The 24052-nt window shown below is 37.6% G+C and carries 16 protein-coding genes; 10 read left to right on the forward strand and 6 right to left on the reverse strand.

The window, feature by feature from the left end; translation table 11 throughout:
• Positions 1-341: 341 nt before the first annotated feature.
• A complete protein-coding gene (locus Q0W26_RS00095; RefSeq protein WP_298521286.1) occupies positions 342-938 on the forward strand; it encodes a hypothetical protein in 597 nt (198 codons plus the stop codon).
• 67 nt (positions 939-1005) lie between these two features.
• On the opposite strand, the gene Q0W26_RS00100 is transcribed toward Q0W26_RS00095, so the two are convergent.
• Together Q0W26_RS00100 and Q0W26_RS00105 are read right to left on the reverse strand one after the other, a co-directional pair.
• The gene (locus Q0W26_RS00100; protein WP_298521287.1) at positions 1006-1173 is read right to left on the reverse strand and encodes a hypothetical protein; all 168 of its coding nucleotides are present in this window, start codon (positions 1171-1173) and stop codon (positions 1006-1008) included.
• A 236-nt stretch (positions 1174-1409) separates the two neighbouring features.
• Positions 1410-1859, reverse strand: a complete 450-nt coding sequence (locus Q0W26_RS00105) for a hypothetical protein (RefSeq protein WP_298521288.1) — start codon at positions 1857-1859, stop codon at positions 1410-1412.
• A gap of 193 nt (positions 1860-2052) precedes the next feature.
• Here Q0W26_RS00105 and Q0W26_RS00110 point away from each other — a divergent pair, with 193 nt between their 5' ends.
• From Q0W26_RS00110 to Q0W26_RS00130, 5 genes are read left to right on the forward strand one after another with little or no spacing between them, the layout of a single operon-like run.
• Positions 2053-3837 carry an McrB family protein gene (locus Q0W26_RS00110; protein ID WP_298521289.1) on the forward strand — a complete coding sequence of 595 codons (1785 nt, stop codon included), beginning with the start codon at positions 2053-2055 and terminating at the stop codon, positions 3835-3837.
• An 8-nt stretch (positions 3838-3845) separates the two neighbouring features.
• Entirely contained in the window at positions 3846-5723 is a 1878-nt protein-coding gene (locus tag Q0W26_RS00115) for a DUF2357 domain-containing protein (protein ID WP_298521290.1), read from the forward strand.
• Between the two features lie 42 nt (positions 5724-5765).
• Complete coding sequence (locus Q0W26_RS00120; protein ID WP_298521291.1) at positions 5766-6158, forward strand: (deoxy)nucleoside triphosphate pyrophosphohydrolase; 393 nt, start codon at positions 5766-5768, stop codon at positions 6156-6158.
• Between the two features lie 2 nt (positions 6159-6160).
• A complete protein-coding gene (locus Q0W26_RS00125; protein WP_298521292.1) occupies positions 6161-6349 on the forward strand; it encodes a hypothetical protein in 189 nt (62 codons plus the stop codon).
• The gene (locus Q0W26_RS00130) at positions 6346-9282 is read left to right on the forward strand and encodes a DEAD/DEAH box helicase (RefSeq protein WP_298521293.1); all 2937 of its coding nucleotides are present in this window, start codon (positions 6346-6348) and stop codon (positions 9280-9282) included. Before Q0W26_RS00125 ends, Q0W26_RS00130 begins: the two co-directional genes overlap by 4 nt.
• 151 nt (positions 9283-9433) lie before the next feature.
• Here the strand turns inward: Q0W26_RS00130 and Q0W26_RS00135 are convergent, their stop codons facing one another.
• Positions 9434-9562: a hypothetical protein gene (locus Q0W26_RS00135; RefSeq protein WP_298521294.1), complete on the reverse strand. Its 129-nt coding sequence runs from the start codon at positions 9560-9562 to the stop codon at positions 9434-9436.
• 260 nt (positions 9563-9822) lie between these two features.
• Positions 9823-12135, reverse strand: a complete 2313-nt coding sequence (locus tag Q0W26_RS00140; protein ID WP_298521295.1) for a right-handed parallel beta-helix repeat-containing protein — start codon at positions 12133-12135, stop codon at positions 9823-9825.
• 257 nt (positions 12136-12392) lie between these two features.
• Here Q0W26_RS00140 and Q0W26_RS00145 point away from each other — a divergent pair, with 257 nt between their 5' ends.
• From Q0W26_RS00145 to Q0W26_RS00155, 3 genes are all read left to right on the forward strand, one after another.
• On the forward strand, positions 12393-13169 hold the full coding sequence (locus tag Q0W26_RS00145; RefSeq protein ID WP_298521296.1) for a hypothetical protein: 777 nt from the start codon (positions 12393-12395) through the stop codon (positions 13167-13169).
• A gap of 326 nt (positions 13170-13495) precedes the next feature.
• On the forward strand, positions 13496-13714 hold the full coding sequence (locus tag Q0W26_RS00150) for a hypothetical protein (protein ID WP_298521297.1): 219 nt from the start codon (positions 13496-13498) through the stop codon (positions 13712-13714).
• Between the two features lie 274 nt (positions 13715-13988).
• Entirely contained in the window at positions 13989-17582 is a 3594-nt protein-coding gene (locus tag Q0W26_RS00155; RefSeq protein WP_298521298.1) for an ATP-binding protein, read from the forward strand.
• A gap of 30 nt (positions 17583-17612) precedes the next feature.
• Here Q0W26_RS00155 and Q0W26_RS00160 read toward each other — a convergent pair whose 3' ends face one another.
• Together Q0W26_RS00160 and Q0W26_RS00165 are read right to left on the reverse strand one after the other, a co-directional pair.
• Entirely contained in the window at positions 17613-17759 is a 147-nt protein-coding gene (locus Q0W26_RS00160; RefSeq protein WP_298521299.1) for a hypothetical protein, read from the reverse strand.
• Positions 17760-19018: 1259 nt separating this feature from the next.
• Entirely contained in the window at positions 19019-19390 is a 372-nt protein-coding gene (locus Q0W26_RS00165; protein WP_298521300.1) for a hypothetical protein, read from the reverse strand.
• A gap of 320 nt (positions 19391-19710) precedes the next feature.
• On the opposite strand from Q0W26_RS00165, the gene Q0W26_RS00170 reads away from it, so the two are divergent.
• A complete protein-coding gene (locus tag Q0W26_RS00170) occupies positions 19711-24009 on the forward strand; it encodes a hypothetical protein (RefSeq protein ID WP_298521301.1) in 4299 nt (1432 codons plus the stop codon).
• Positions 24010-24052 lie beyond the last annotated feature (43 nt).

Raw genomic sequence — 24052 nt, forward strand, 5'->3', positions numbered from 1 at the left:
GGTTGGTTTTGACATTAACGGTTGTGTTTTGCGGTTTTAGAGGTGTTTGGTTTTGCGGATATATATGCCGGTCTAATTATGGGGTTGTTAATGTGGAATCGTGGATGGTAATGTCATTATCATGATTGTTGGTGTTATCTGATTGGCTTTTATGGGGAAGTATAAGTTGGTTTTGACATTAACGATTGGGTTTTGCGGTTTTTGACTTGTTTGCTGTTATGGACATATCCTTGCAAAAATTTAGTTTGAGTTTGGCCAGTTCAGTCGTTAATGTCACATTACCACCGGCTTTTAACAAGTTATATTACCATAGCCCAACAATATATAATTGGGGGATTGAAATGGAAGATAAGAATATTATAATTGTTCTATTGGTGATAATTGCCATAATTTTGGCATTCATTGTTGGATATATGTTTATGCCGTCCTTGAATGCTAAAAAAGACTGTAAAATAACCATAACCAGCAATTCAAGTTTATACGATGGGGACACCATAACATTCAAGCTAACTGACATGGAGGGTGCAGGAATATCAAATCAAAATGTCAGCATCACTCTTATAGGGGAAGACGGAACAGAGGATTCCTATTCGATAATCACAGATAACAATGGTGGCGGGGGACTTAAATTAAATGAAATTACAGGAAATTATGTAGTCAACTGCACTTATGCAGGCAATGAGAATTTCTCAGCAAACAGCACTTCACAGGATCTGGAAATCAGGGAGAAGGTTTCCGAAAGCGAAGTGCAGCAGCCAACTCAGGAATCTTCAAGCCAATCAAACGAGATTCACTATGATGAGGAAATCAACGTTTATTATGACAGCAATGGAATAGTGGTTGATCCCGATGGCGAACATCCTATGGAGGTTGGAAAGCAATATTCCGACCTTGTTGAAAGGCAGGAAAAATGGAAACGTGGAGAATTGGAAATGTAATTCTCTCTTTTTCTTTTTTTGTTAATTTAATTTGAAATGTCTTTTTTCATAGAGCTATTATGCAGGGTTATGTTGCTTTTAATTGACTGGTTTTGACATTAACGGTTGGCATTTGCGGTTTTAGGGTTGTTTGGTTTTGTGGATATATATGCAGGTTCTGTTTTGCGGTTGTTAATGTGGATTCGTGGGTGTTAATGTCATTGTAGGTTTTTGGTTGTGTTTTGTCGGTGTGCATTGTTTTAGTAACATTTTTATGAGTTAAAATATGGTTTTGTTGATGTTTATCGGATTTCACATAATACAAAAAAATGATTAATTAAATTAATCAAGTAAGTTGTTAACTGCTAAATTATGCAATGATTTTTTAATTTGATTACTTTGTGTTTTCAGCTATTTCTTTTAATAACTCTATAATTTCATTATTCTGTTGTATAATCTGATTATTTTGTTGGCTTAAAACATCTAATTTTATTAATTGGATGCTAGAAACCTCCCATTTACTTTTTCTATTCTTGAGATTCCATATGTAACATATGCTCTGTATACTTTGTCTGCTTGTTTTGCTTCATCATGATATATTTTAAATATTTCATCGTTAGTGAATCCATATTCTTCATTAATTTTCTCTCTTTTATCGATTTTGTTTAGATATTCTTGTTCTCTTTCTTCTTTTATTTTTTTATTTTCTTCTTTTATTCTTCTGATTTCTTCTTCGTTATGTATGGTGTATGTTCCACAATTTGGGCAAATTTCACTGTCTTTATATATTTTCCCACAGTTTTGGCAGATTATTGATGGTTTATTTTTGTCCTGTTTATCTTTTTCTTCTTCGTAATGGGGGTTGGATGTTCCACATTTTGGGCAATTTTCGAGGTCTTTATATATTTTTCCACAGTTTTCACAGATTATCGTTGATGTCATTTTTAATCCCTTATTGAGTTTTTTTGTTTATGTATATTTGTTATACAAGTATGAATATTTTATCTTTAATATTATGTATATAATTTATTTAATACTCTTGATCATCAGTTTTTAATATATGTTTATATATAAATTGTAGTGATTATGAAAAATTGTTGTCATTTCGTAAAATTGCTTTGGGGAGGTTTTTAATATGGAAGTTAATTCATTTTATAATTATTTAATATCTGAGGGTTATTGCTTTGATAAAGAATTAATTGAAAATTATTTGTTATCTTTAAAAGTAAAACCCTTTGTTATTTTAACTGGAAATTCTGGAACAGGTAAAACAAAATTGTCACAATTGTTTGCTAAATTCACTAATTCGGGATTAATTTCCCTTAAACCCGAAGAGGATTATGTGAAAGTTAAAGGGAATGTAAATTATTCTTCATGGAATAGTATGGGTTGGACTCTTGAAAAAAATTATTTTCGTGGTTTTTTACCCATTAAAGAGTGTGAATCAAAATGTGAATTAGTAGTTGATGGAATTCCTGCAAAGGGGGGAATAGGTTTAACAATTCAATTAGATTACACTAATCCTGTTTTAATGGACCATTTGAAGAACTTATGTGATGAACTAGGCATTAAAAAATTTTCTCAAAAAGAATATCCGATTGATATTTTTATAAACGTAGAGGGCATTAAAAAAATCATGGATGATGCTCTACCCATTGATGATTCAATTTATCTCACTCAAAATTCTAATAAATCTGCACAGGAAGACCGTCAATGGAATATGGACCATGATTTTTTCAAATATTCTCCTTTCAGAAAAGGGAAAGTGGATTGTAAAATAATTGTTGATGGGATACTGTCTGATGCTAAACTTAGGGTGTTATCTAAATTAACTTTTTCTAAGAATGAGAGGTTACAAACGTACCTTAAAGAACATGATGGCGAAAAGGTAAATATAAAATTAAATTTAGTGGATTTTAATTTTGAAGAATTCGAACCGGAATGGGATATTGTTGATTCAATAAGCATTAGATCTGATTTAACGGGAGGATCTGAGGATAAGTATATCATTGTCCCTGTTGGAGCAAACTGGACAGACAATACAAATATTGTAGGGTATTATAATGTAATAACAGAGGATTATCAATCAACTCCTGCTTATGATCTTATTGAAGATGCACAAATTAACATGGGATGCCCATATTTCCTTATTTTAGATGAAATGAACTTATCTCATGTTGAAAGATATTTCGCTGACTTTTTATCTGCTATTGAAAGTGGTGAAGAAATTCCCTTGTATGGTGAGGATAAGACATTAACATTACCAAATAATCTTTTTACAATTGGAACAGTCAATGTTGATGAAACCACTTACATGTTTTCTCCTAAAGTTTTAGATAGGGCAAATACTATTGAATTTGATACATTAAGCGCATGGGATTATATGGTTTCTGGTCTGGATGGTGATGATTTTAAAGGGAACATTGAGTATTTACAGTCCCCTTTAGTTGATTCTAATATTTCAGAATTAAATATTCAAGATTTAAAGGACATATTATCGGAAATTACATACAATAACGATAGTTTATGGGACACATTAGCAATGGAACTCACAATATTTCAGGAAACTCTTAAGGGATCCAGTTTTGACTTCGGATTTAGGGTAATCAACGAAATCTTAAGATTCATGGTTGTAGCATGGAGATATGAAAACTCTCCAGATGAATGGGATAACTGGGAGAGATACTTTGATGCTCAAATTAAACAAAAGATCCTTCCAAAGTTGCATGGGTCTGAAAAAGCTATCGGTAATGTCTTAACTAAGTTATTCAACTTGTGTTTGGAAGAAAGAAACAATAATGAAAACCCTAAAAACATTGACATTAACAAAGAGGATTGCAGATATTACACTTCCGCAGTAAAACTTCAGAACATGTCCAAAGTATTGTCAGATCAAAGATACGTTTCATTTATAAATTAAAGATTTAAATGATTGAGCAAAAGGTAATTATTCATTTAACGGATGAATTTTCAAATGAAATCGGAATTTTAAGCGTTAGCTCTCTGGATTATCGTGCCAATAAGGAGTTTACAACTCCTTTATCTCATACGATAACGTTGGAAAGCATTCCGTTTGTTGATGAGCCGGATAATTTAACTCCAATTCAGTATTGGGAGAATAATGAATCTAATTTTGCCAATTTGATGTTTCTGGAAGAAACGGAATATCAGGTACTGTTTGAATCCGATGATGTTGATGCAACATATGATGTATTGCATTCACTAACTAAAATCAACGATAATCATTTCAAGCCATTTAGATTTGATTTGGGAGACAATAAGAAATATATGGTTGCAGGAACGCTGAATTTCAGAAGCTATGTTGGTAAATCCTTTTTTGACGTTAAAAAAGACAACATTAAATCAATCAAAATTCCAATAGAGGTTAGGTCCAAAAAGATCGATTATTTTAGTCAATATTCGGCAATGATTGCTGATTTATCACAGCATGCCTTAAGTCTTATTTTTGAAGTTAATTCTCCATTGTATCAGGAATTTGATTTGGATAATCGACCAAAAGAGACATTATATGAAGATTTCATGTTTCTTGAATATTTGTTCAGACCGGAAAATTTGCCATCAATATTTGAATATTTGTCAAAAAACCTACATTCACAACTTAAGGAACATGCTGAAACGGTGCCGTTGTCATTCGCTTCAAATGTTAATCAGAATACCTTAAAAAATATTGTATCAAAGCCAAATAATTTATTTAAATCAGATGCTGATTTTGAGATTGTCCGTAAATTGAATGGATATATTCCTTATGAAATTGACCAAATAAAACATGAGGACATTATTGACATTCCCGAAAACAGGTTTTTCAAATACTTTTTGGAGCTAATTCAGGGGCTAATTGAAAAGTTGTTGGCAAGTTCAAAGGAAGGCTACATTAACGATAAGCTATTGTCATTTAGAGATGAAATCGGTTATTTTTTATCTGCAAAATTCTTTAATCACATCTCAACAATGGATTATGTTCCATTTAACTCACAAATCCTTCAGAAGAAGGAAGGTTACAGAGAAATCTTCCATTATTTTTTGATGCTTGAATTCTCATTCAGATTAAGTTGGGATGAGGTAAGCAGTCAATTCAAAGGATTTGAGAAAAAACTGAGTGAATTATATGAATATTGGTGTTATTTCAAACTTTTAAAGGTTTTAAATGATTTGAGTGTTAAGAAAATCAATTTTGAAGATGTGTTTGAGATTAATAGGGACAACTGGTCAATTGGAATCAAAAAAGGTGTCAAATCACTCAAGAGATTCAAACTGTTTTTGCATGACAATGAAATTGACATAAATCTGTTTTATAATTTGAGATTTTCGGATAACTCTCATTACCGTTCCTATTCGCTCGCATTCAAGCCTGATTACACATTGCTTGTTACAATCGGTGAATTTGAACATTATGTTCACTTTGATGCTAAATATCGTTCCGAACTTGAGATTGTTGATTTTTACTCAAAAATCGAAACATCAACAGACCTGGATGAGGAAATAGAAAGAAGGGATTCTCTTGAAGAAAAAGAATATGTCTTTAAGGATGGGGACATTTATAAGATGCACACTTACAAGGATTCAATTTTAAAAACTGAAGGTTCTTACGTTTTATATCCTGGAAGCAAAACAAAACGATTCAGGGAATCTGATTTGATCATTCCTTCTGTAGGGGCATTCTCATTAACTCCTGGAAATGATAATGTTGAAGAGAATAACCTCGAAGTATTCATCAAAGAAGTGCTTAAAACCCTTTTGTTTAATCATGGTTTGGTTACTCGTGATTGGGTCAGTTCTAATGTATAAATTTATAACGTAAGCTGCCAAATATTTAACCAGGAGATTAACATGAAAACCTTAAACGTTGTTGCAGCTATTATCAAAAAGGATAACAAAATCCTGGCCACAAAAAGAGGCTACGGCGAATTCATCAACATGTGGGAGTTTCCGGGCGGAAAGATTAAAAAAGATGAATCCAAGGAGGATGCTCTCATAAGGGAAATCAGAGAGGAACTGGACTGCACAATAAAACCCATAAAATTCGCCCTGGACCTTGAATACCAATATCCTACTTTTTATCTTAAGATGTCCTGCTTTGAAGCGGTAATCACCGAAGGAACTCCAAGGCTTCTCGAGCACAATGACGCCAGGTGGCTTTCAAAAGAAGAGCTTGGCACTGTCAACTGGATTCCTGCAGACATCAAAATCATCGAATACCTGAAGGAGACTATGGGTGACTAGACATGGATACCGACAACATTGAAAACATTGAAAAGAGACTTGAGGATGCAACCGCTCTTAAATCAAATCTTGAATCAAAGCTGGTAAAGCTTGGAGATTCACCGAGAGCGGAAATCTTCGAAGTCCAGCTGAACAAAATCAACGAACTTATTGACCATCTTGAAAAAGAAAAAATCGAGCTTTCCAAATGAATCCGGAAAATATACTCAAGGGCGCCGAGACCGCATTCATAAACCAGCTTTCAGGCTCAAGCGAGGATCTACGCCCCAAGCTTTTATACAATGACAGAAACAACAAGGTCATAAACTCCATAAGAGACGAGCTTAGGGGGTGTGACGAGTTCATCATTAGCTCCGCTTTCATCACCATGGGAGGTATCACTCCTTTGCTTGAAGAGTTCAGGTATCTTGAAAGCAACAACATCAGGGGGAAAATCCTCACCACTGATTATCTCAACTTCACAGAGCCGAAGGCATTGCGAAAGCTAGCCCAATTCAAGAACATCGAGGTCAGGCTTTACAGCCAGGAGAAGGAAGGTTTCCACACCAAGGGCTACATCTTCAGAAAGGATGATGTCTACAAGGGAATTGTCGGAAGCTCAAACCTTACCATGAACGCACTTACAGTCAACAAGGAGTGGAACGTTGGTTTCACATCACTAGCCGAAGGGGAAATGCTTTTCCAAATCAAGAAGGAATTCCAGACACTTTGGGATGAGGCTGATGATTTAGACGATGCCTTAACAAAGTATGAAAAGATTTATGAGGACAACAGACGCTTTACAGACATCCGGAAAATCACGGAAAGGATTAGGGATGACAATGTCACGCTCACTCCCAACTACATGCAGGAGCAGTTTCTTGAAAACGTAAGGACTCTTGTAAAGCAGGGTGAAAACCGTGCAATCCTCGTATCTGCCACCGGAACGGGCAAGACCTACGCATCAGCGTTTGCAGTCAAAGACTTCAAACCCAAACGTTTCTTATTTTTGGTTCACAGGGAACAGATTCTAAAGCAGTCCATAAAGGCATACAAGCATGTCTTTGACGATCATGAAAACTTCGGCCTTTTAAGCGGAAACTCCAAGGACTATGACAAGCCTTATCTTTTCTCAACCATTCAGACCATGTCCAAGGAGGAGGTCTACACAAGATATCCAAAGGATTACTTTGACTACATCATAATTGACGAGGGCCACAAGGCAGGGGCTCTCTCATACATCAATGTCGTAAACTACTTTGAACCGAAGTTTCTTTTGGGAATGACCGCTTCACCTGAGCGTACTGACGGTTTCAATATCTATGATTTGTTCGACAATAACATTGCCCATGAAATCAGGCTTCAGGAAGCCTTAGAAGAGGATCTGTTATGTCCTTTCCATTATTTCGGAATAACTGACGTTGAGTTTGAAAACGGCGAAATCGATGATAACTTTACCGATTTCAACTTGTTAGCATCAGATAGGCGTGTCGACTATTTGATAGAAAAGGCAGACTTCTACGGATACTCAGGCCCAAGAAGAAAGGCATTAGTCTTCTGCTCAAGAAAAAAGGAAGCAAAGCTTTTATCGGAAAAGTTCAACCAGCGAGGATACAAATCCGTTGTCCTCACAGGTGACGACTCACAGGAAAAGCGCCAGGAAGCCATCGACAGGCTCACCAATGACGAAAACCCCGACAAGCTTGAATTCATATTCACGGTCGACATCTTCAATGAAGGGGTTGACATTCCAGAAATCAATCAGGTGCTTCTCGTAAGGCCGACAGAGTCTCCAATCATCTTCATCCAGCAGCTCGGAAGGGGACTTAGAAAGTACGAGAGCAAGGAGTATGTGGTAATCCTTGACTTTATCGGAAACTACAAGAACAACTTCATGATTCCGATTGCCCTTTCAGGGGATCGGACCTATGACAAGGACAGAATCAGGAAATATCTCATTGAGGGAAACAGAATCATTCCTGGGGCTTCATCAATCAACTTCGATGAGGTTTCCAAAAAGCGCATATTTGATTCAATCAACAACACGTCATTTAACAGGAAGGCTCTCTTTAAGGATAAGTACATGAACTTAAAATACAAGCTGGGCCGCATCCCTTCATTATATGACTTCGCCGTCAACGGAGACTTCAATCCTGAAATAATCCTCAACCACAAGGACTTCCCGACATATCATGATTTCCTCACACAAATCGATGAGGATTACGATTCACACATTGACAATACCGATGCTCTCAAGTTCATCTCCAAAAAGCTGCTTAAGGGAATCCGCCCCCATGAGCTTGTCATTTTAGAATGTCTTAAATGCAACGGGTACTTCACATTCAGCCAAATTGAGAAGTGTCTTGAGGACAGCTTCTCTCTTAAAGATCAGTTCGAGTCCATAAAGGGTGCAATCAATTTCTTAAGCCTTAACTTCTATCTCAAGGAAAAGGGCGAGGGATATCAGGCAAACACCATAGAAAAGCTTGTTGAAAACCCTGAAAACCTCTTTTTCAACTACGACGATGAGCCATTCGCAAAGCTGAAAGACAATCCGGACCATAAGTTTGAAATATCTCCGGGCTTTAGAGAGGCCCTTACAAGCCAGACATTTACAGACCACCTTAACGATGCCCTCAAATACGGATTTTTCAAATACCAGAACGTCTACAGGGACGAAAAGCCATTCAGGCTTTATGAGAAATACTCCCGTGAGGATGTCCTGAGGCTGATGAACTGGAAACGATTCATGAACGGCCAGAACATCGGAGGATATAAAATCAAATACAATACCTGTCCGATATTCGTAACCTACAATAAGGCTGAAGACATATCAGAGACAATAAACTACGAAGACCACTTCATCAACAAGGAAACCTTCAACTGGATGAGCAGAAACAACAGGAAAACCTCTTCACCTGAACTTGAACCGTTGATTAACTACAATGGCGTGGACACCCAGCTATTCATCCAGAAAAGCAACGATGAGGGAATTGAGTTCTACTACATCGGCAAACTGACTCCGCTTGCATACAAGCAGGTTTACAGAAACATCGACGGTAAAGACCAGCCTATCGTCAACTTCAGATTCAAGCTTCATCCTGAAGTTAAGGACGAAATCTATTCATATTTCGTAAATGATTAGAAACACACTTCAAACCATTCATTTTTTTAAAATACTAATTATTCTTACATTTTTTACCATTTCAATATGCAAGCAGACATTCAAAGCCGACAGAAAACTGTTGCCAAAAGCGTGATTATTTCGCAACAATCAAGTATGCGGGAAGCGAGTCCTACGTACCGTCAGAGGCCACAGCCAAGGTTACTGTTTCCAAGGCAAAACCTGTAATTACAGCCGCCAAAAAGACCTTCAAGGTAAAGGCTAAAACCAAAAAGGTAACTGCAACCCCTAAAAACAACAAGGGAAAAATACTCAAAAACACTAAAGTGGCCCTTAAGATAGGCAAAAAGACATTCACCACCAAACAAGCAGCAAAGGTGTTGCCACATTTTCAGTAAAGCTTACCAAAAAGGATTCATACACCGGTACAGTTAAATATGCAGGAAGCAGCTACTACAAGGCTGTAAGCAAAACAGTGTCAATAAAAGTCAAATAGGGGAATTCAAATTCTCCTTGATTTCTTTTTTTTAAAAAAATAGGTTAAAGTAAATGAATCAACATTTACTTTTTAATTTTTGAAGTCTTTTTAATGGTGTCCTTTAAATAGGTTGCCTGATAGGTGACTTTCTTTCCTACCTTAAGCTTTTTTAAGACACTTGATTTGATGGTTACTTTTGCAACACCTTTTTTATTGGTTTTTGCTGTGTATTTCTTGCCATTGAATTTGAAAGTGACCTTCTTTTTCTTAAGGTATTTTCCATCAACTTTAGCCAGGCTTGCAGTCAAGACAAGCTTTTTGGCGGATTTTTTAACGGTAGCGGATTTAAGGCTCACAACATGTTTCACAGTCAGTTTTGAAACGACTGTCTTTTCCAGTGACTTCAATGTCAATGTGTATGTTCCAGGAGTCTTTGTCACTTTAAAGCTTACAACACCCTTACTATTGGTTTTTGGTGTTTGCAATACTTTGTTATTAATCAGAATAACCACCTTGGCTCCAACAGCAATCACTCCCTCTTTTTCATAAACGGTAATGATGCACTGTTTGTTTGATGTATATGCCAGATTAAGGTTTTTGACAATAATCTTTGCAGGAATTATGATGATTGTAACGTTTGACTCCTTTGTAAATCCGTTGTAGTTGTCGTCACCTGAATATACGAATGTGAATACAATATCGCCCTTAAACTCGGACAGGTCAATTGAAGCGATACCTTTCACGATTTTGGCAACTCCAACCATGTTTCCGTCAACAAAAACGGCTAAGGTACCTGTGGCGTCTGATGGGAATCTTAAGCTGACCACTCCGTCATCATCGGTTTGCATCTCTTCGTGGACTATTGTTGAGTAGTCATCAGGAGAGCTGATTTGAGGTTTGCTGTTCCCGATTAAAACGCAATCGAAGATTATTCCTCCATAGATTGCGCCTCCTCCGGCATTAGCGTTATTGTTTTTAAAAGCAGACTCCAAAACTCTTGCATCGGCGCCACTGCCGATGTATATTGCTCCACCGTATTTTCCGGAAGTGCAGCTTTTAAAGCTGCAGTTGTCAATGCTTCCTTCGGATTTGTCTTCAAAATAGATTGCGCCTCCATTGTATTTGGCACTGCATTTTTCAAAGGTGCAGTTTACAACATGAAGCCCTGTTCCGTTTTCATATTCATTTTCCTCTTCAAGGCCTTCAAAGAATTCGAAATCATGTGCATAATTATAGATTGCGCCTCCGTCTTCATTGCTTACGCAATTTATGAAAATGCAACCGATGAGATTTATTTTATGGTAATCGTCAATTTCTATAGTGGGTTTGGATTTGCAATCCTTAAAGGTGCAGTTGGTCACATTTCCTCCCCTGCCCCAAAATCTGATGGCATTATTGATGCTGCCTTCAAAAGTGCAGTTGGTAATGTTGCCTATGCAGAAGTAATTGCATCGAACCCCACTATACTTGCCGCTGAAATCACAATTTGTGAGATTTCCAGGACCTGTAAACTCCATGTCTCCACCATAATTCTCTTTAGTGTTCACGCCACAATCAATAAAGGAACAGTCTGCAATGGTTCCTGAACCTTCAATTGCATTGCCGTATATTAGCTCACAGCCATCTCCGCAATGGGAAAAGGAACAGTTCCTGATGAGGGTGGAGTCCATATTGATGGCTCCTCCGTATACCAGATTGGAGTTATATCCGCAATATGTGAAAGTACAGTTGATTATTCTATCATTTTCTGAGCTTATTGCACCTCCATAAACCAAATCGCAACCGTAGCAGCAGTTCTTAAAGCTGCAATTCACAACATCAGTATTTTCCACACTTAAAACGCCGCCATAAATTATGTTTTTGGTGTTATACATGCAGTTTGTAAAGCTGCAGTTTATAATCCTGCCGGAATTCAGGGATACGATGCCGTCATAGAGGCATTCTTCGCCATCGGAGTTGTAATTGGAGCAGTCATTGAAACTGCAATTTATTACGCTGCAGCCGCTTTCTTCAAATTTGCATGCTGTAACCGGAGCATTTATGAATTTAATGTTTTTCAATGCCACATTTTCACTTGAAACGTCGAATATTCCTGTTTTTGAATTGGCATCAATTGTATGGCCCTTGCCGTCAATGGTCATTGCCTTTGAAATTGCAATGGAGTTGGTTGATTCCGTATTCTTATAGTCCTTATCCAGCTCCAAAACACCTCCGGGGGCAGTATTTCCAATCAATGTTGATAAATCGGAAAATGAGCCTGAAGAAGCGTTTTGAGTTAAAACTTCATCCGATACGTCACTGATAATATCGGTATCATTCAAATCACTGGCTGAAACATTTGCGATAGTGAAAGCGCAGATGATCAGGCATATAATCAAGAATTTCCTGTTTAACATGTTTGAACTCCGTAACTTTAGTTATATGTAATTAATTTTGGAAGTTAAATTATTTAAGAGTTTGAATAATTCATGTTGATGTCATGGCAAGAATATTGCTTTGACTTCACTAAATTGTTCCTTAAAAACCATTTATTAAATGATTTGCCTTTTAATTTAAAAATTAATGTTTATATTATTTTTATTACAAATTTAGAGCCATGAAAATTAGAAATGTTATTTTATATTTGATTATTTTTGTATGCAGTCTGTTGAATATGGATTCTGATTTCGAAGAGTATACACATTTGGAAAATAAGGATGTGGCCGTGATTAAAAAAGAGGATTTGCCTGAGGAATTCACCGACATGGCTTATGAAACTGTGGTTGATTTCATTCAAAAGACTAGATGTCTTGATAAAGAATGGGCATTATTTTTTGATTATGTTACTGGTGAAATTCTTAAATGTGTTGTTGGAGAGCATGATAATGTTGATGTAACATGGGAGGATGATGAATTTGAAGGTAAACAGATATCTTCTATTCATAATCATCCGAAAGAGGTTTTGTCTCCTCCATCAGGTAAGGATTTTGGAATCTTAAAAAGAGATTTTGAGGATTATGAGTTGATTGCAGGATTTGAATATTTTTGGATTTTTAAAGTTAATGGAATACATGAAGGGTTAATTAATGAAATGTGTGGTGCTTCAGATGCCGCTTTCATTTCCTCTTTTTTACATTGTATTAGCAGGTACAATGATAATGATGTGTTTAATAGAATGCATGATTTGAGATATGGCGGCGAATTATCAAAATATATAAATAATAAAAACATAAAGGATATACAATTAACTAGACTGGAGTATGATAATATGACAAACAAGTTAAATACTGCAGAATATGGTTGTCGAAAGCGAATAACTAATCCTGAAGTTATAAAATTCGCTAAAGAATTTGAAAAATGTCCATACACTCCAAGTGGTAAGGATATCATGTATGCATTCTACCAGAGTATTGGCATGGACGTTGAATATGATGAAATTTTTGCAGATTAAGGGAGTTTCACTCTCTATTTTACTTTTTTTTTAGACTGGCATGCTTTCAGCTAAGATTAGCATCTGATAACAAGAAGAAATCATATTTTTGAGCTAATTATGGTAGAGAGTATGGATTTTAAAAGCCAAAGGATTTCATAGGAATATAATTGATGATGTGAGAAAAGCATCATTGTTTTCTTATATTTTCACATTAACGCAATGTAAACACTTTGAAAAACTCGAAAATGAATGAATGTGAAGATTCATTGTATGAGGGAATTATCAAATTTTATTAATAATAAAAACATAATGATATACAATTAACAAAAATGGAGTATGTAACAATGTCTATTGATTCTAAATCCTGTACCGCAGAATTTGAACATTTTGAAAGCATTTCTAATCCGGATGATTTCTCAGCAATTCAAGATTTCATAGATAATCCTGATTTGGATGAAAATAAGCAAAGAATCACTAAATTTTTTGCAAAAATGAATGTTGAAATAAATGCTGATGAGCTGGCTAATGAAATGCCGAAATATAAAAATCTCCTTAATTATTAAAAAATGAGAGTTCAACTCTCTCTATTTTACTTTTTTTAGACTGACATGCGTTCAGGTGAGATTGGCATCTGATATATATTGGCATTCGCCTTTTACCTCATCAATGCAAATGCTCGCCGTTAATGTCAATGCCGTATGATAATTCTTGAGGCATCAGATGGACATGCCAATTTAATCAACCGACTTTTCAATTTAACTCATGCCTTGATTTGTCCTCTGCAATGTGAAAATTAATGTAATATGAACTCCAAAACTATTATCACAGGTGCTTTTCATGGACGTTAAAGACAATTCGCAAAAAACCCAAAACTTCAGCTATCTGGATGATTTAATCCACAGCGCAAAAACTGAAATCAAACTGGATGCAGACATAAAGTTCAGCCCGGAAGATGAGGCTGAATACTCAGAAGGCATAAAAATAGACGTTGACGGCATCACAATTGATGCAGGCGGACACACAATCGATGCCGGTGCAAGGATATTCGACGTAACCGCAGAAAGCGTCACAATCAAAAACGTCCACCTCAACACACTTGAAAGCGCAGTATATGTCCATGAAAATGCAGTATTGAAACTTGAAAATGTCTACGGGGCAGGCACAATAAATGACGGAACCCTTATTCTGATTGAATCCTACGACGACCCGCAGATTATAAACAACGGTCTTTTATACGTCTCGGAGGATGAAATCCACACAGGAATTGCAAACAACGGCGAAATCTCACGCATCAGAAAGCTTAAAAATGAGGAGTCAAACTTCACATCTCTCAAGAGGATGATTGACGATACCTACGCCAGTCTGCTTAAGGAGGACGCCATTAAGGAGGATGCACTCATAAGGTTCAAGGGTGATGTTGTTCTCGACATGGCTGGTGATGAGTGCTTCAGCTTCAGGGAAGGCTTCGTTCTTGACCGTGGAAACATCATAATCGACGGTCAGGGATACTCGATTGACGCAAACCATTTCACAAGGCTTTTCACCATCTCGGCTTCAAATGTGACAATCAGAAACCTCACACTTAAAAACGCAAGGGCGGATGAAGGCGGAGCCGTCAAAAACACAGGAAAGGTTAACCTGTCATCGCTTACAATTGAAGGCTGCAGCCAGACCCAAAGTGGAGCCATATTTTTCAATGAAGGAGAAATCACGGCCGAAAGGATATTCATGCTCTCAAACAGGGGCGGGATATACAACAAAAGCGGAAAGGTCACTTTGGACTACATAAACTTCACAGACAACTCCGCTGTCAATATCATCATGAATATGGGCGAAACAATAGTCATGAACTCAAGGTTTGTCGGCAAAAACGCCATTGACAATGACAGTGTGCTTAAATTATGCAACAACAACTTCGACGATGGACACATCCTCAACAGAAAGAATTCCCTTGTAAAGCTCTACAGAAAGACTTCACAAAAGTCAGAGGAAATCCACGAATCCACAAGCCTTGAAATCACAAACAAGGGAAAGATCAAGGCATACAACTTTGAAGGAAACATCATCCCTGCAACATCAATAACCGAAGGAGGCGAAGTGGAGCATTTCACGCAGGACATCGTCAGAAGGGATGAGTTTTTCACCTCAAACTACGAATGGATTGAAATCAAGCTCATAGTGGGCTCAACCCTCAGGGACATGTTTTCGGAGAGAAACTACTTTTCAAACCATGTGTTTTCAGAACTTCAGGACTGGTGCAAGAAAAGGAGGATACTTCTCAGAAACATTGACCTCAAATGCGCATCAAAAAAGAGCATAGACATCATAGATTCCTATATGGATGATGACAAATCATTTTTCCTCTGCTTTATCGGCCAGAAGCAGGACTGGTATTCGAACCTTGAAAAGCAGAGCGTATCGGCAACCCTGCATCCTATGGTGAGGATTCTTCGAGACGTTTCAAACGTGAAATTCGAAAAAAGGACATTATTCCTCTTCAGGCAAAACCCATTTGACAGCGTAAATCTCACGCAGGAGCAGAAATCAATATACTTCGGCAAAGCAGAAGACAGGTCAGAGGAGATTAAACAGTCAGTAACTGATGAGCAGTTCACGGCCTTCGACTATACCTGCCAATGGAACGGCGAGGGAATAGTGGCCGAGCTGGCCTCAAAGGACGGTGTGAGCGGAAGGCTTGAGAACTTTGAGCATGATGGCAAGCCCCTCAAGGACCTGATTTTAGATGAGCTCAAAAGACAGATTGAAGCCGCATTTCCAAACCAAAAGCCATTCAGGTCAGAGGACATCTACTTTGAGGATGCGATGATTCACAATCTTGAAATTGAATTCCGCTCAAGGAGCCTCACAGGAAAGAGACAGAAACTGAGGGAACTTGACTCCAAATTCTTAAATCATAAAAACAAGATCCTTGTGATTCACGGAGGCGAAGGGGTCGGAAAAAGCACACTTCTTGCAAAATGGCATCAGACACTTAAAAAGGACGGCCACAAATCAATAATCAGATTATGCGAAGCTACCCTTAAAAGCAGCACGTTTCAGGATTTATACCTGAGCATAGGCTCTGAAGCGGGAATATTCAACGGGGAGGAGGAAAAGATACGCAGTTCCGTCTTTGAATTCGACTATGATTTCTTCAGCAAGCTGAAGGATAAGGGAGTAGAGGTTCTCATCCTGTCGAATGTGGATAAGATAGGCAAGTTCGCTCCGACAAGGGTTCCGGAAGATTTCTACATTGTGCTTTCATCAGAAGACGATTATGACATAGGAGTTGCCCATGACAGATTGGCTTTGGACGATTTGAAGTCAAGCGAAGTTTCATACGAGTTCATAGCGCCATATCTGGGCATCAATCTGGTCGAGATGAACAGACGTCAGAAAAACACGATTGTGGGAATGCTCAAGTCAAAATCCCCTCTTTTCGCAAGGATTGTGCTCAACGAGATGGGATGCCTCGAGTCCTATGACGAGATAGTCTCGAAGATTTCAAGCTTCGGCGAGACAGTATCGGACGCATTCAAGCGCCTTATTGAAATACTTAAGGAAGACAACATCTACGGCGAGGAGTTCATAGCAAGCGTATTGACCAGACTTGCATTTGCCGGAAACGGACTGAGCGACAGGGAACTGGTTTCAAACCCAAACCAGCAGGAGCTTCTTAAGATATTCCTCAACAGGATTGAGGATTACATCTACATGAAGGACGACAAGTACTATCTCAGGTATGAGGAGTTCAGAAATACGATAATTTCCGAATACAAAGGCCTTGAGGAAGATACAAGACGTGACCTGGTGGACCTTTACAAGGCGTCAATGCTGATGTCTGAAGGGGAGCTGTATCCTTTGATTGTTGGAAGTGACGATCTGCTCCATCAGCTGCAGGAGCTTAAGGATTATAATGGCATTCTTGAAGTGTTTAAAAATGACGAGCTTTTAAGCAAGGTCGAGCCGGATGAGTATGGATTGGAGTACAAGGGAGGAACGTTTTACCCTTATTCCGCCGACAGGCTCAAGCTGAATATAGATGATGCTAATGTCTTAAGGCAGATATCATTGATGCTTCTTGAAAAGACTGATGTGAGACTCAGGGATGCTTTAAACAGGTACAGCGAACCAAGGTATGATTTAAGCTATAAGTTCCGCCAATACGACCCTGAAGAGTTTGCAAGATACAGGGATTCCTTTTACGAAACCACCTCCTATTTCAAGGCGGCTGCAACTTATGCAAAGGAAAGTTTAAAACTCGAAAAGGACACTTCCTTAAATGACGAGTTCAAAAAGAAGTTCAATAAAGATTCAAACTATGTAAAATCATTCCTGATGAAGACTGCCGATAGCGGAGCCGACAATCTGGGATTGTCCCACAATATCGAAGACCTTGCACTTGACGCATTGAACGCATCAAAATTCTAGGCGTAATGATGTGTATGTTTTCTGGATGTTTCAATCGACATTAACATGGCAGAATTGGTCATGTTGAAGGCATTTCATGTCACTTCTTGAATAGAATTTTTTTCCATTAATCAAGTTTCCGGCCTGCAATTCAACATTTTCAAGAACATGTTTCATGGTTGATTTAGGAGGTGTCATGATTTTTCATCATATATGTGGGGGCCATGATTTCAGGCCATGTTTAAAAAATTCATTTTGACTTTCTTTTTCATTTTCAGGGATTCTGCCTTAGTTATAGTATGAAAATTTTTTGCGAGTAAATCGGAATTTTTCACATTTTCCCCCTTTGGAGTGATGTGGAATCTCCGTTTTCAAGTTGAAAAATAATTTTTCAAAAAAGGTTCAAATGGGCTTCGTTTTTCAAAAATAGGCCGTCAGACGTTTACACTTGAAATTCACCTTTAAATTTTCATTTTACTGGGGGTCGGTATTGTGAAAAATTTTGAAAATGAACTCAAAAATGAAGAAAATTTTAGTGAATTGCATTCGCAAAAATATTCAGTGGAGATTATTGGGGTACTAAATGTCGATTAATTTTCAATGGTGCATTTGCCGAGTTGGAAGTGATTTTTGATTTAAAATTCTCAAATGAGATTATAATGCTTTCAATCAGTTAAAAACACTATTTCGTTCAATATCTAGAATTGAATTATTTTCCATTAATCTCTGTTTTCAAGCTTCAACCTCGAATATCCAAAAATCTCCGATGTGGGATGTTAATGTCAAATTCCATCTGGAGGATAATTGGTGAATTTGATATTTTCAATTTATCAAATTTTTGATTTTTCAGTCTTTAATTTCAATTTCAGGGTGTTAATGTCAGTTACTGTATGGAAAAATTTTGCCAGTAAATCCTGATTTTTCACATGTTTTCCATTTTGGGCAGTGTTAATGTGGATTTTTGAAAATTAGGAATTCGTATTGGAAATGTCATTCAAAATCGTTTAATTTAAAAAAATAGGACTCTTCGGCCTTTACACTTGAAATGTACCTTTCCGTTATTGACATGATTTGAACTTCAAATGATTTTGGCGAAAGTAATGGTTTGGTTTGGAGCGATTATTTGAAAATTTTATTTTTCATGAGGAAATCTTTTTTTGTATTTTGGGGTTTCATCTAATTAGAGATATTATTTTTTCTTGTCTCTAAATGTTTCCTCATTCATTTTTCGCAATCTCTCGGCATGATCCTTTTGTAGATTTTTTTTTAGTTCTATAGCTTTTTTCCTTGGCATGAACAACATTGTACCGCCTTCTTAAAATTATATATTTTTTAATATTTAATTTTTTCACTATTCCTTTTTATCCATTTAAAATTATTTGATTTTGTTATTTGTCTAACATCAGTTTCAATACTAACTGTTTCTAATTCAGAGGATATTTTTTGTTTTAATCCAGTTAGTTTAATAGATGTTCTGCTAAATCACAAAAAATCATATTTGACAAATATTCAATGGATTCAGATGTATAAATTAGGGTGTCTTTTTTGTATTTTTCAATAGAATTATTAATAGATTTGCATTGGTTTGTGATTAAAGGTTTGGAAATGTATATTATTTTTTCTATGTGTTCTGATGTGAAGTTATTCTTTTTTAGTTGTTTTTCTAATTTGTTAATGAATTGTTGGTGTGATTCTTCAATGAATCCTTTAACATTTCCTTCAAAATCTTCATTAACGCCTGTTAAAAAGGAATATGCCTCTTTTTTAATTGCAAATACTTTAATGAATGGATCTTCCCAATCCACTCTTGAGTCTACTTCTTCATACACTAATTTCCCATTGTCATTGCATCAATATTTACTTTTTCATGTAATTTCAACTCGCAAGCAATTTCAAAAGTTATTCCGCGCAGATAATTTTCCAATAATCCAAAATATTGTAACTTTTTTTTAACACTAATTAACAATCATTCTATTTTTTTTACTAAATTGTTAAATATTTTATATCAAATATTATAATTTCTTTTAAAATATTTACATTGTTTAAAAAATATGCTGATTTCATTCGATTTAAATCATAATTTATATATAAAATAGCAATCTAAAATAAAAGTATATTCAATGGAATATATTTTTTATAGGGTTTTATTATGAATTACAGAAAGATAATGCTGGCAACGTTGCTGTTGCTAGCGGTTTTAACAATTGGGGCTGTCAGCGCAGCAGGTGATGTTGACGTTGTGGCAGCTGATGACGACGCTGGAGATGTTATCGAATCTCCAGTTGATGAAGAGGTCGTCGCCGACGGCATCGAAGAGGATGTTATGGGCGACGTGCCTGAAGAGAAATACAATGTGACTATGGAGGTCACAGTGTATGACGAAGTATGTTATGATGAAAATGTCCAATTTTGGATTTCCGTTAATGGCGAAGGTCCTGGTGAGGAATTCGACGTTGGCGGTGAGATTGAGGTTTATTCAAACGGCGAGCAGATCGATACTTTGGACGTCGAATATCCTAACTTCTATTATTTCTTCAACCGCTTCGGAGAACATGACTTCAGGGCGGTGTATACCGGAAGCGAACTGTTCAATCCGGCTGAAATCACCTTCAAATATAATATAACAAACTCCATGTATCGCATTTCAACAAACTATGAAGTCGAGTATGGAAGTCGCTATTTCTATGTTTATAGTCCGGTATTGAATCAAAGCGATATTGTAATTACCATAAACGGCAAAAAATTCAATGTAATTAGCGATGAGGAAATGGGAGAATATTACTGCAATGCATCAGAATTGAATTTCGGATTGAATACAGTACACATCTATTATCCGGGCGATAGGAAATTCGGTGAATATTCTGCCGATGCTAATATCACAGTGAAAGCGCCTATCAAATCTGAAGGAAGCGGCATCTGGGGAGAACCTTACAAGTATTATGTCAATCTGCCTAAGGATGCAACAGGTACTTTGAGTGTCTATGAAATTGATTATAATGGGGAAGACGGTGAAGTTTACAATCTACTTGGCAGCGGCGAAGCAAAAGACGGTGTCGCCACTGTTGTATTGAACGATTTGAAAGTGGGCGTAAACCAGCTTTTCGTTTCCTTCAACGGCTCCTATGAGGTTCAGGAAGAGTATTATTCCATGTATATCTCTCCTCTAGTCAATCTTCCAAAATCAATGATTGCCGGCAGTGAGGAATATATTACAGTATCTGTCTCTGAAAATGCAAATGGTCTTGCAGAAGCATTTTACCTGCTTAGTCAGGACTATGAGTTTGAGGGGGATTATGTGGTTTTCGCTACTGCAGAAGTTGTAAACGGTCAGGCTAAAATCCCATTGTCCAGTTTAAACAAAGGCGAATATTCAATTGTGGTGAATTATTACTATGATAAGGTGAATAAGGATGATTTTGACAGAACCTGGCACACCATGTATGTGGTCGACAAATATGACATCAACGTTAACATAACATATGTTACAGAAAAAGCAATAAAGGACAATCCAAGCAATTATGTCGAATTCACCATAGCAAGATATGCCGACGGTAATCTCACATTGTATGTGGATGGAAAAGCGGTGGAAACCACCCAAACAGAGGGTTATGACTTTACAAGATACTTCTACCTCAACACCACAGGACTCGCCCTGGGTGAACACTCACTTTCAGTTAACTTCACAAGCGAATATCAGGGAATGTCCTCAGATTCAGCAAAATTCAATGTGGTTTCAGGAGCAATCTACATTCCGGACAGGATGGTTCTAAACAACAGGACCCACGTCTCAGCAAACGACATAGAAGTTCGCGTAAATGATGATGCCAAAGGAACAGTCACAATCCTGGTTGACGGCAAGACATATCTCACAGAAAAGATTGACGCTGGTGCTACCGAACAGACCCAGTACGTATATTCATTGGCTGAAATTTCCCGTGAAATGCACAACGTGACTGTAATCTATGACGATGACAGATACGGAATCGCCACACAAAGCAAGGAGGTCTTTTTCGGATATGCAATTTCAATGGAAGGAAATTACCTCTATGGTGAAGACAACATCATCGAAGTCTATGTGCCAAGCGATTTGGGAAACGGCGAGTTGACAATAACTGTTGACGGAAAGATAATGGACTTTGTGAGAAACTCATCAAAATTCACAGTCAATCCGTCCAGGCTCTCAATTGGAAACCACACAGTCGTGGCCAAATACTCAGGTGACGATTTCTATCCTGCCGATGAATTCAAATATGTCCTTGAAGTTTACCCTGAAATTCAGCTGGTATCAAATAATATGCTTGTTGGAGATGATAATGGAACCTATCTGATGTTGCCTGATGATGCAAAAGGCAAGTTCAATGTAAAGGTCATAAAGGAAACAGAAGATGAGGAAGGATTTATGGTGAATGTCGTAGTAGACAGCAAACTCGTTTCATTTGAAAACGGCAAGGCATATTACTCATTCGCCAATTTAAGTATTGGGGAATATAATTTCGAGGCTTCATACACCGGTGATGATTATGACGTTGAGGAAGTATCAACCTATATTTGGATTGACTGTGTAGACTGGGGCAGATATTACACAAACCTTGGTGATAACAAGACAATATCCTTCGTTTCAGCTGAAAAGGGACCTGGTCAATTGAGAATTGTTCTTTCAATAATCACAGATGATGATAGTGAGTTTGAAAATGTATACAAAACTGTCGTTGTTCCAATCGTTGACGGCAGGGCCAGCTATTCATTCACAAGTCTGCCGGCCGGCTACTATCATGTCTTTGCAACCGAAGAAACTCTCGACGGAGAAGCTAAAGATTTCCAAAGAGGGGCCTATTTCCGTGTTCAGTATCCATATGGTCAATCCAGCATTGAAAACTCAGAGATCGGCAAGATTGAACCTGTCAGCATAGAATTACCTTCCGATGCCAATGGAAAAGCCACAGTGACAGTATATGCAAACTACTCAAAAGGCGAACCTGACGCAATCAAGACATTCGAAGTCACAGTCGACGGCACAATATCATTTGACTTAAACGAAATAATTGCAGAACCTGGCTTCTACGGATACAGCGTTATCTACAATGGAAACTACGGTGAATTCGAAAGATATTTCCAAGGATTCAGAGTCTCCACACTACCTAAGGTTGCAGCTCCTGAAATTGTAATCGGCGTTGAGGACAGTGTCGTTGAAGGAAGCGACCTTGAAGTTGAAGTGACAGTTGAAGGCGCAACCGGTACTGTCCGCATAAACGGTGAGGAAAAACTTCTAAACAACAGCAAAGCTTCAGCAACCCTCAAAAACGTTAGCGTTGGTGAGTTGCTGATTACAGTCGATTACCTGGGCGATGACAGATACCTGAACTCAACCAACTCCGCTAAAGTCACAGTATATGCCAAAAAGGACGCTGAATTGACAGCTACTGGTGCAGACATCACTGCCGGTGACGTTGCCATAATCAGCATCTCCATCAGCAAGAATGCAACAGGCAAAATCACAGTAAACGGTGAGGAAGTAGCAGTAGTCAACGGAGCCGCCAAATACGAAGTAAAAGACCTGACTGCAGGCAACTACACATATGCAGTCGCATACGAAGGTGATACATACTTCAAGGCGGATGAGAAAACCGCAATGGTTAAGGTTTCAAAAGCCAAAGCAAACATCAATGTCACAGTAACCGAAAAGGTAAAGTTCGGCGATGACGTGGTCATAAACATAACCTCTCCGAAATCCGAAGGAAAGATTACACTGACACTCGACAAGGTCAATTACAAGACTCCTGTTGACAGTGGAGCTGCAAGCGTTTCAATCCCTAACCTTAAGGTTGCAAGCTATGATGCTTTCATATCCTTTGAAGGGGATGCAAAATACCTGGCTGAAAACAGAACAGTTTCATTTACAGTATTCACTGACCCTGAAATCCAGGCCAAGGACACAAGCGTCCAATACACTGCAAACGCCAAATACTCAGTTACAGTGTACGGCACTGACGCAAACCCTGCTCCAAACACTGAAGTCATCTTCAAGATTGCAGGAAAACAGGTCGGAAAAGCAACCACCAACAGCAATGGTGTTGCAACCTACACTGTCAAAAACGTTCCGGGCACATACAAGATCAGCGCAACAGCTCTTGGAAAAACACAAACCAAAAAGCTGACAGTAAAACACATAGTGACCATCAAGACCACAAAACTTAAAAAATCGGCCAAAAAGCTTACTCTGCAGGCAACATTGGCTAAGGTCAACGGCAAATATCTTGCTAAAAAATCAATCACATTCAAAATCAACGGCAAAAAGGTGGCAACTGCAAAAACCAATTCAAGAGGTGTTGCAAAAATCACCATAAAAAACCCTAATGTGGTTAAGAATGCTAAAGTCGGCAATAAGATGACCTATCAGGCGACATACTTGAAGGACACTGTCAAAAAGACTGCCAAAATCTTAAAATAGGGATTCAAATCCCTTTCCTTTCTTTTTTTAAAAAATATTTTTT

The sequence above is a fragment of the uncultured Methanobrevibacter sp. genome, assembly GCF_947169325.1.
GTDB lineage: Archaea > Methanobacteriota > Methanobacteria > Methanobacteriales > Methanobacteriaceae > Methanocatella.

What these genes read in the sequence shown, in the direction of transcription:
- Q0W26_RS00095 (WP_298521286.1), top strand. Translation starts at nt 342, where the DNA reads ATGGAAGATAAGAATATTATAATTGTTCTATTGGTGATAATTGCCATA.
- Q0W26_RS00100 (WP_298521287.1), bottom strand. Translation starts at nt 1,173, where the DNA reads ATGCACACCGACAAAACACAACCAAAAACCTACAATGACATTAACACC.
- Q0W26_RS00105 (WP_298521288.1), bottom strand. Translation starts at nt 1,859, where the DNA reads ATGACATCAACGATAATCTGTGAAAACTGTGGAAAAATATATAAAGAC.
- Q0W26_RS00110 (WP_298521289.1), top strand. Translation starts at nt 2,053, where the DNA reads ATGGAAGTTAATTCATTTTATAATTATTTAATATCTGAGGGTTATTGC.
- Q0W26_RS00115 (WP_298521290.1), top strand. Translation starts at nt 3,846, where the DNA reads ATGATTGAGCAAAAGGTAATTATTCATTTAACGGATGAATTTTCAAAT.
- Q0W26_RS00120 (WP_298521291.1), top strand. Translation starts at nt 5,766, where the DNA reads ATGAAAACCTTAAACGTTGTTGCAGCTATTATCAAAAAGGATAACAAA.
- Q0W26_RS00125 (WP_298521292.1), top strand. Translation starts at nt 6,161, where the DNA reads ATGGATACCGACAACATTGAAAACATTGAAAAGAGACTTGAGGATGCA.
- Q0W26_RS00130 (WP_298521293.1), top strand. Translation starts at nt 6,346, where the DNA reads ATGAATCCGGAAAATATACTCAAGGGCGCCGAGACCGCATTCATAAAC.
- Q0W26_RS00140 (WP_298521295.1), bottom strand. Translation starts at nt 12,135, where the DNA reads ATGTTAAACAGGAAATTCTTGATTATATGCCTGATCATCTGCGCTTTC.
- Q0W26_RS00145 (WP_298521296.1), top strand. Translation starts at nt 12,393, where the DNA reads ATGGATTCTGATTTCGAAGAGTATACACATTTGGAAAATAAGGATGTG.
- Q0W26_RS00150 (WP_298521297.1), top strand. Translation starts at nt 13,496, where the DNA reads ATGTCTATTGATTCTAAATCCTGTACCGCAGAATTTGAACATTTTGAA.
- Q0W26_RS00155 (WP_298521298.1), top strand. Translation starts at nt 13,989, where the DNA reads ATGGACGTTAAAGACAATTCGCAAAAAACCCAAAACTTCAGCTATCTG.
- Q0W26_RS00160 (WP_298521299.1), bottom strand. Translation starts at nt 17,759, where the DNA reads ATGACACCTCCTAAATCAACCATGAAACATGTTCTTGAAAATGTTGAA.
- Q0W26_RS00170 (WP_298521301.1), top strand. Translation starts at nt 19,711, where the DNA reads ATGAATTACAGAAAGATAATGCTGGCAACGTTGCTGTTGCTAGCGGTT.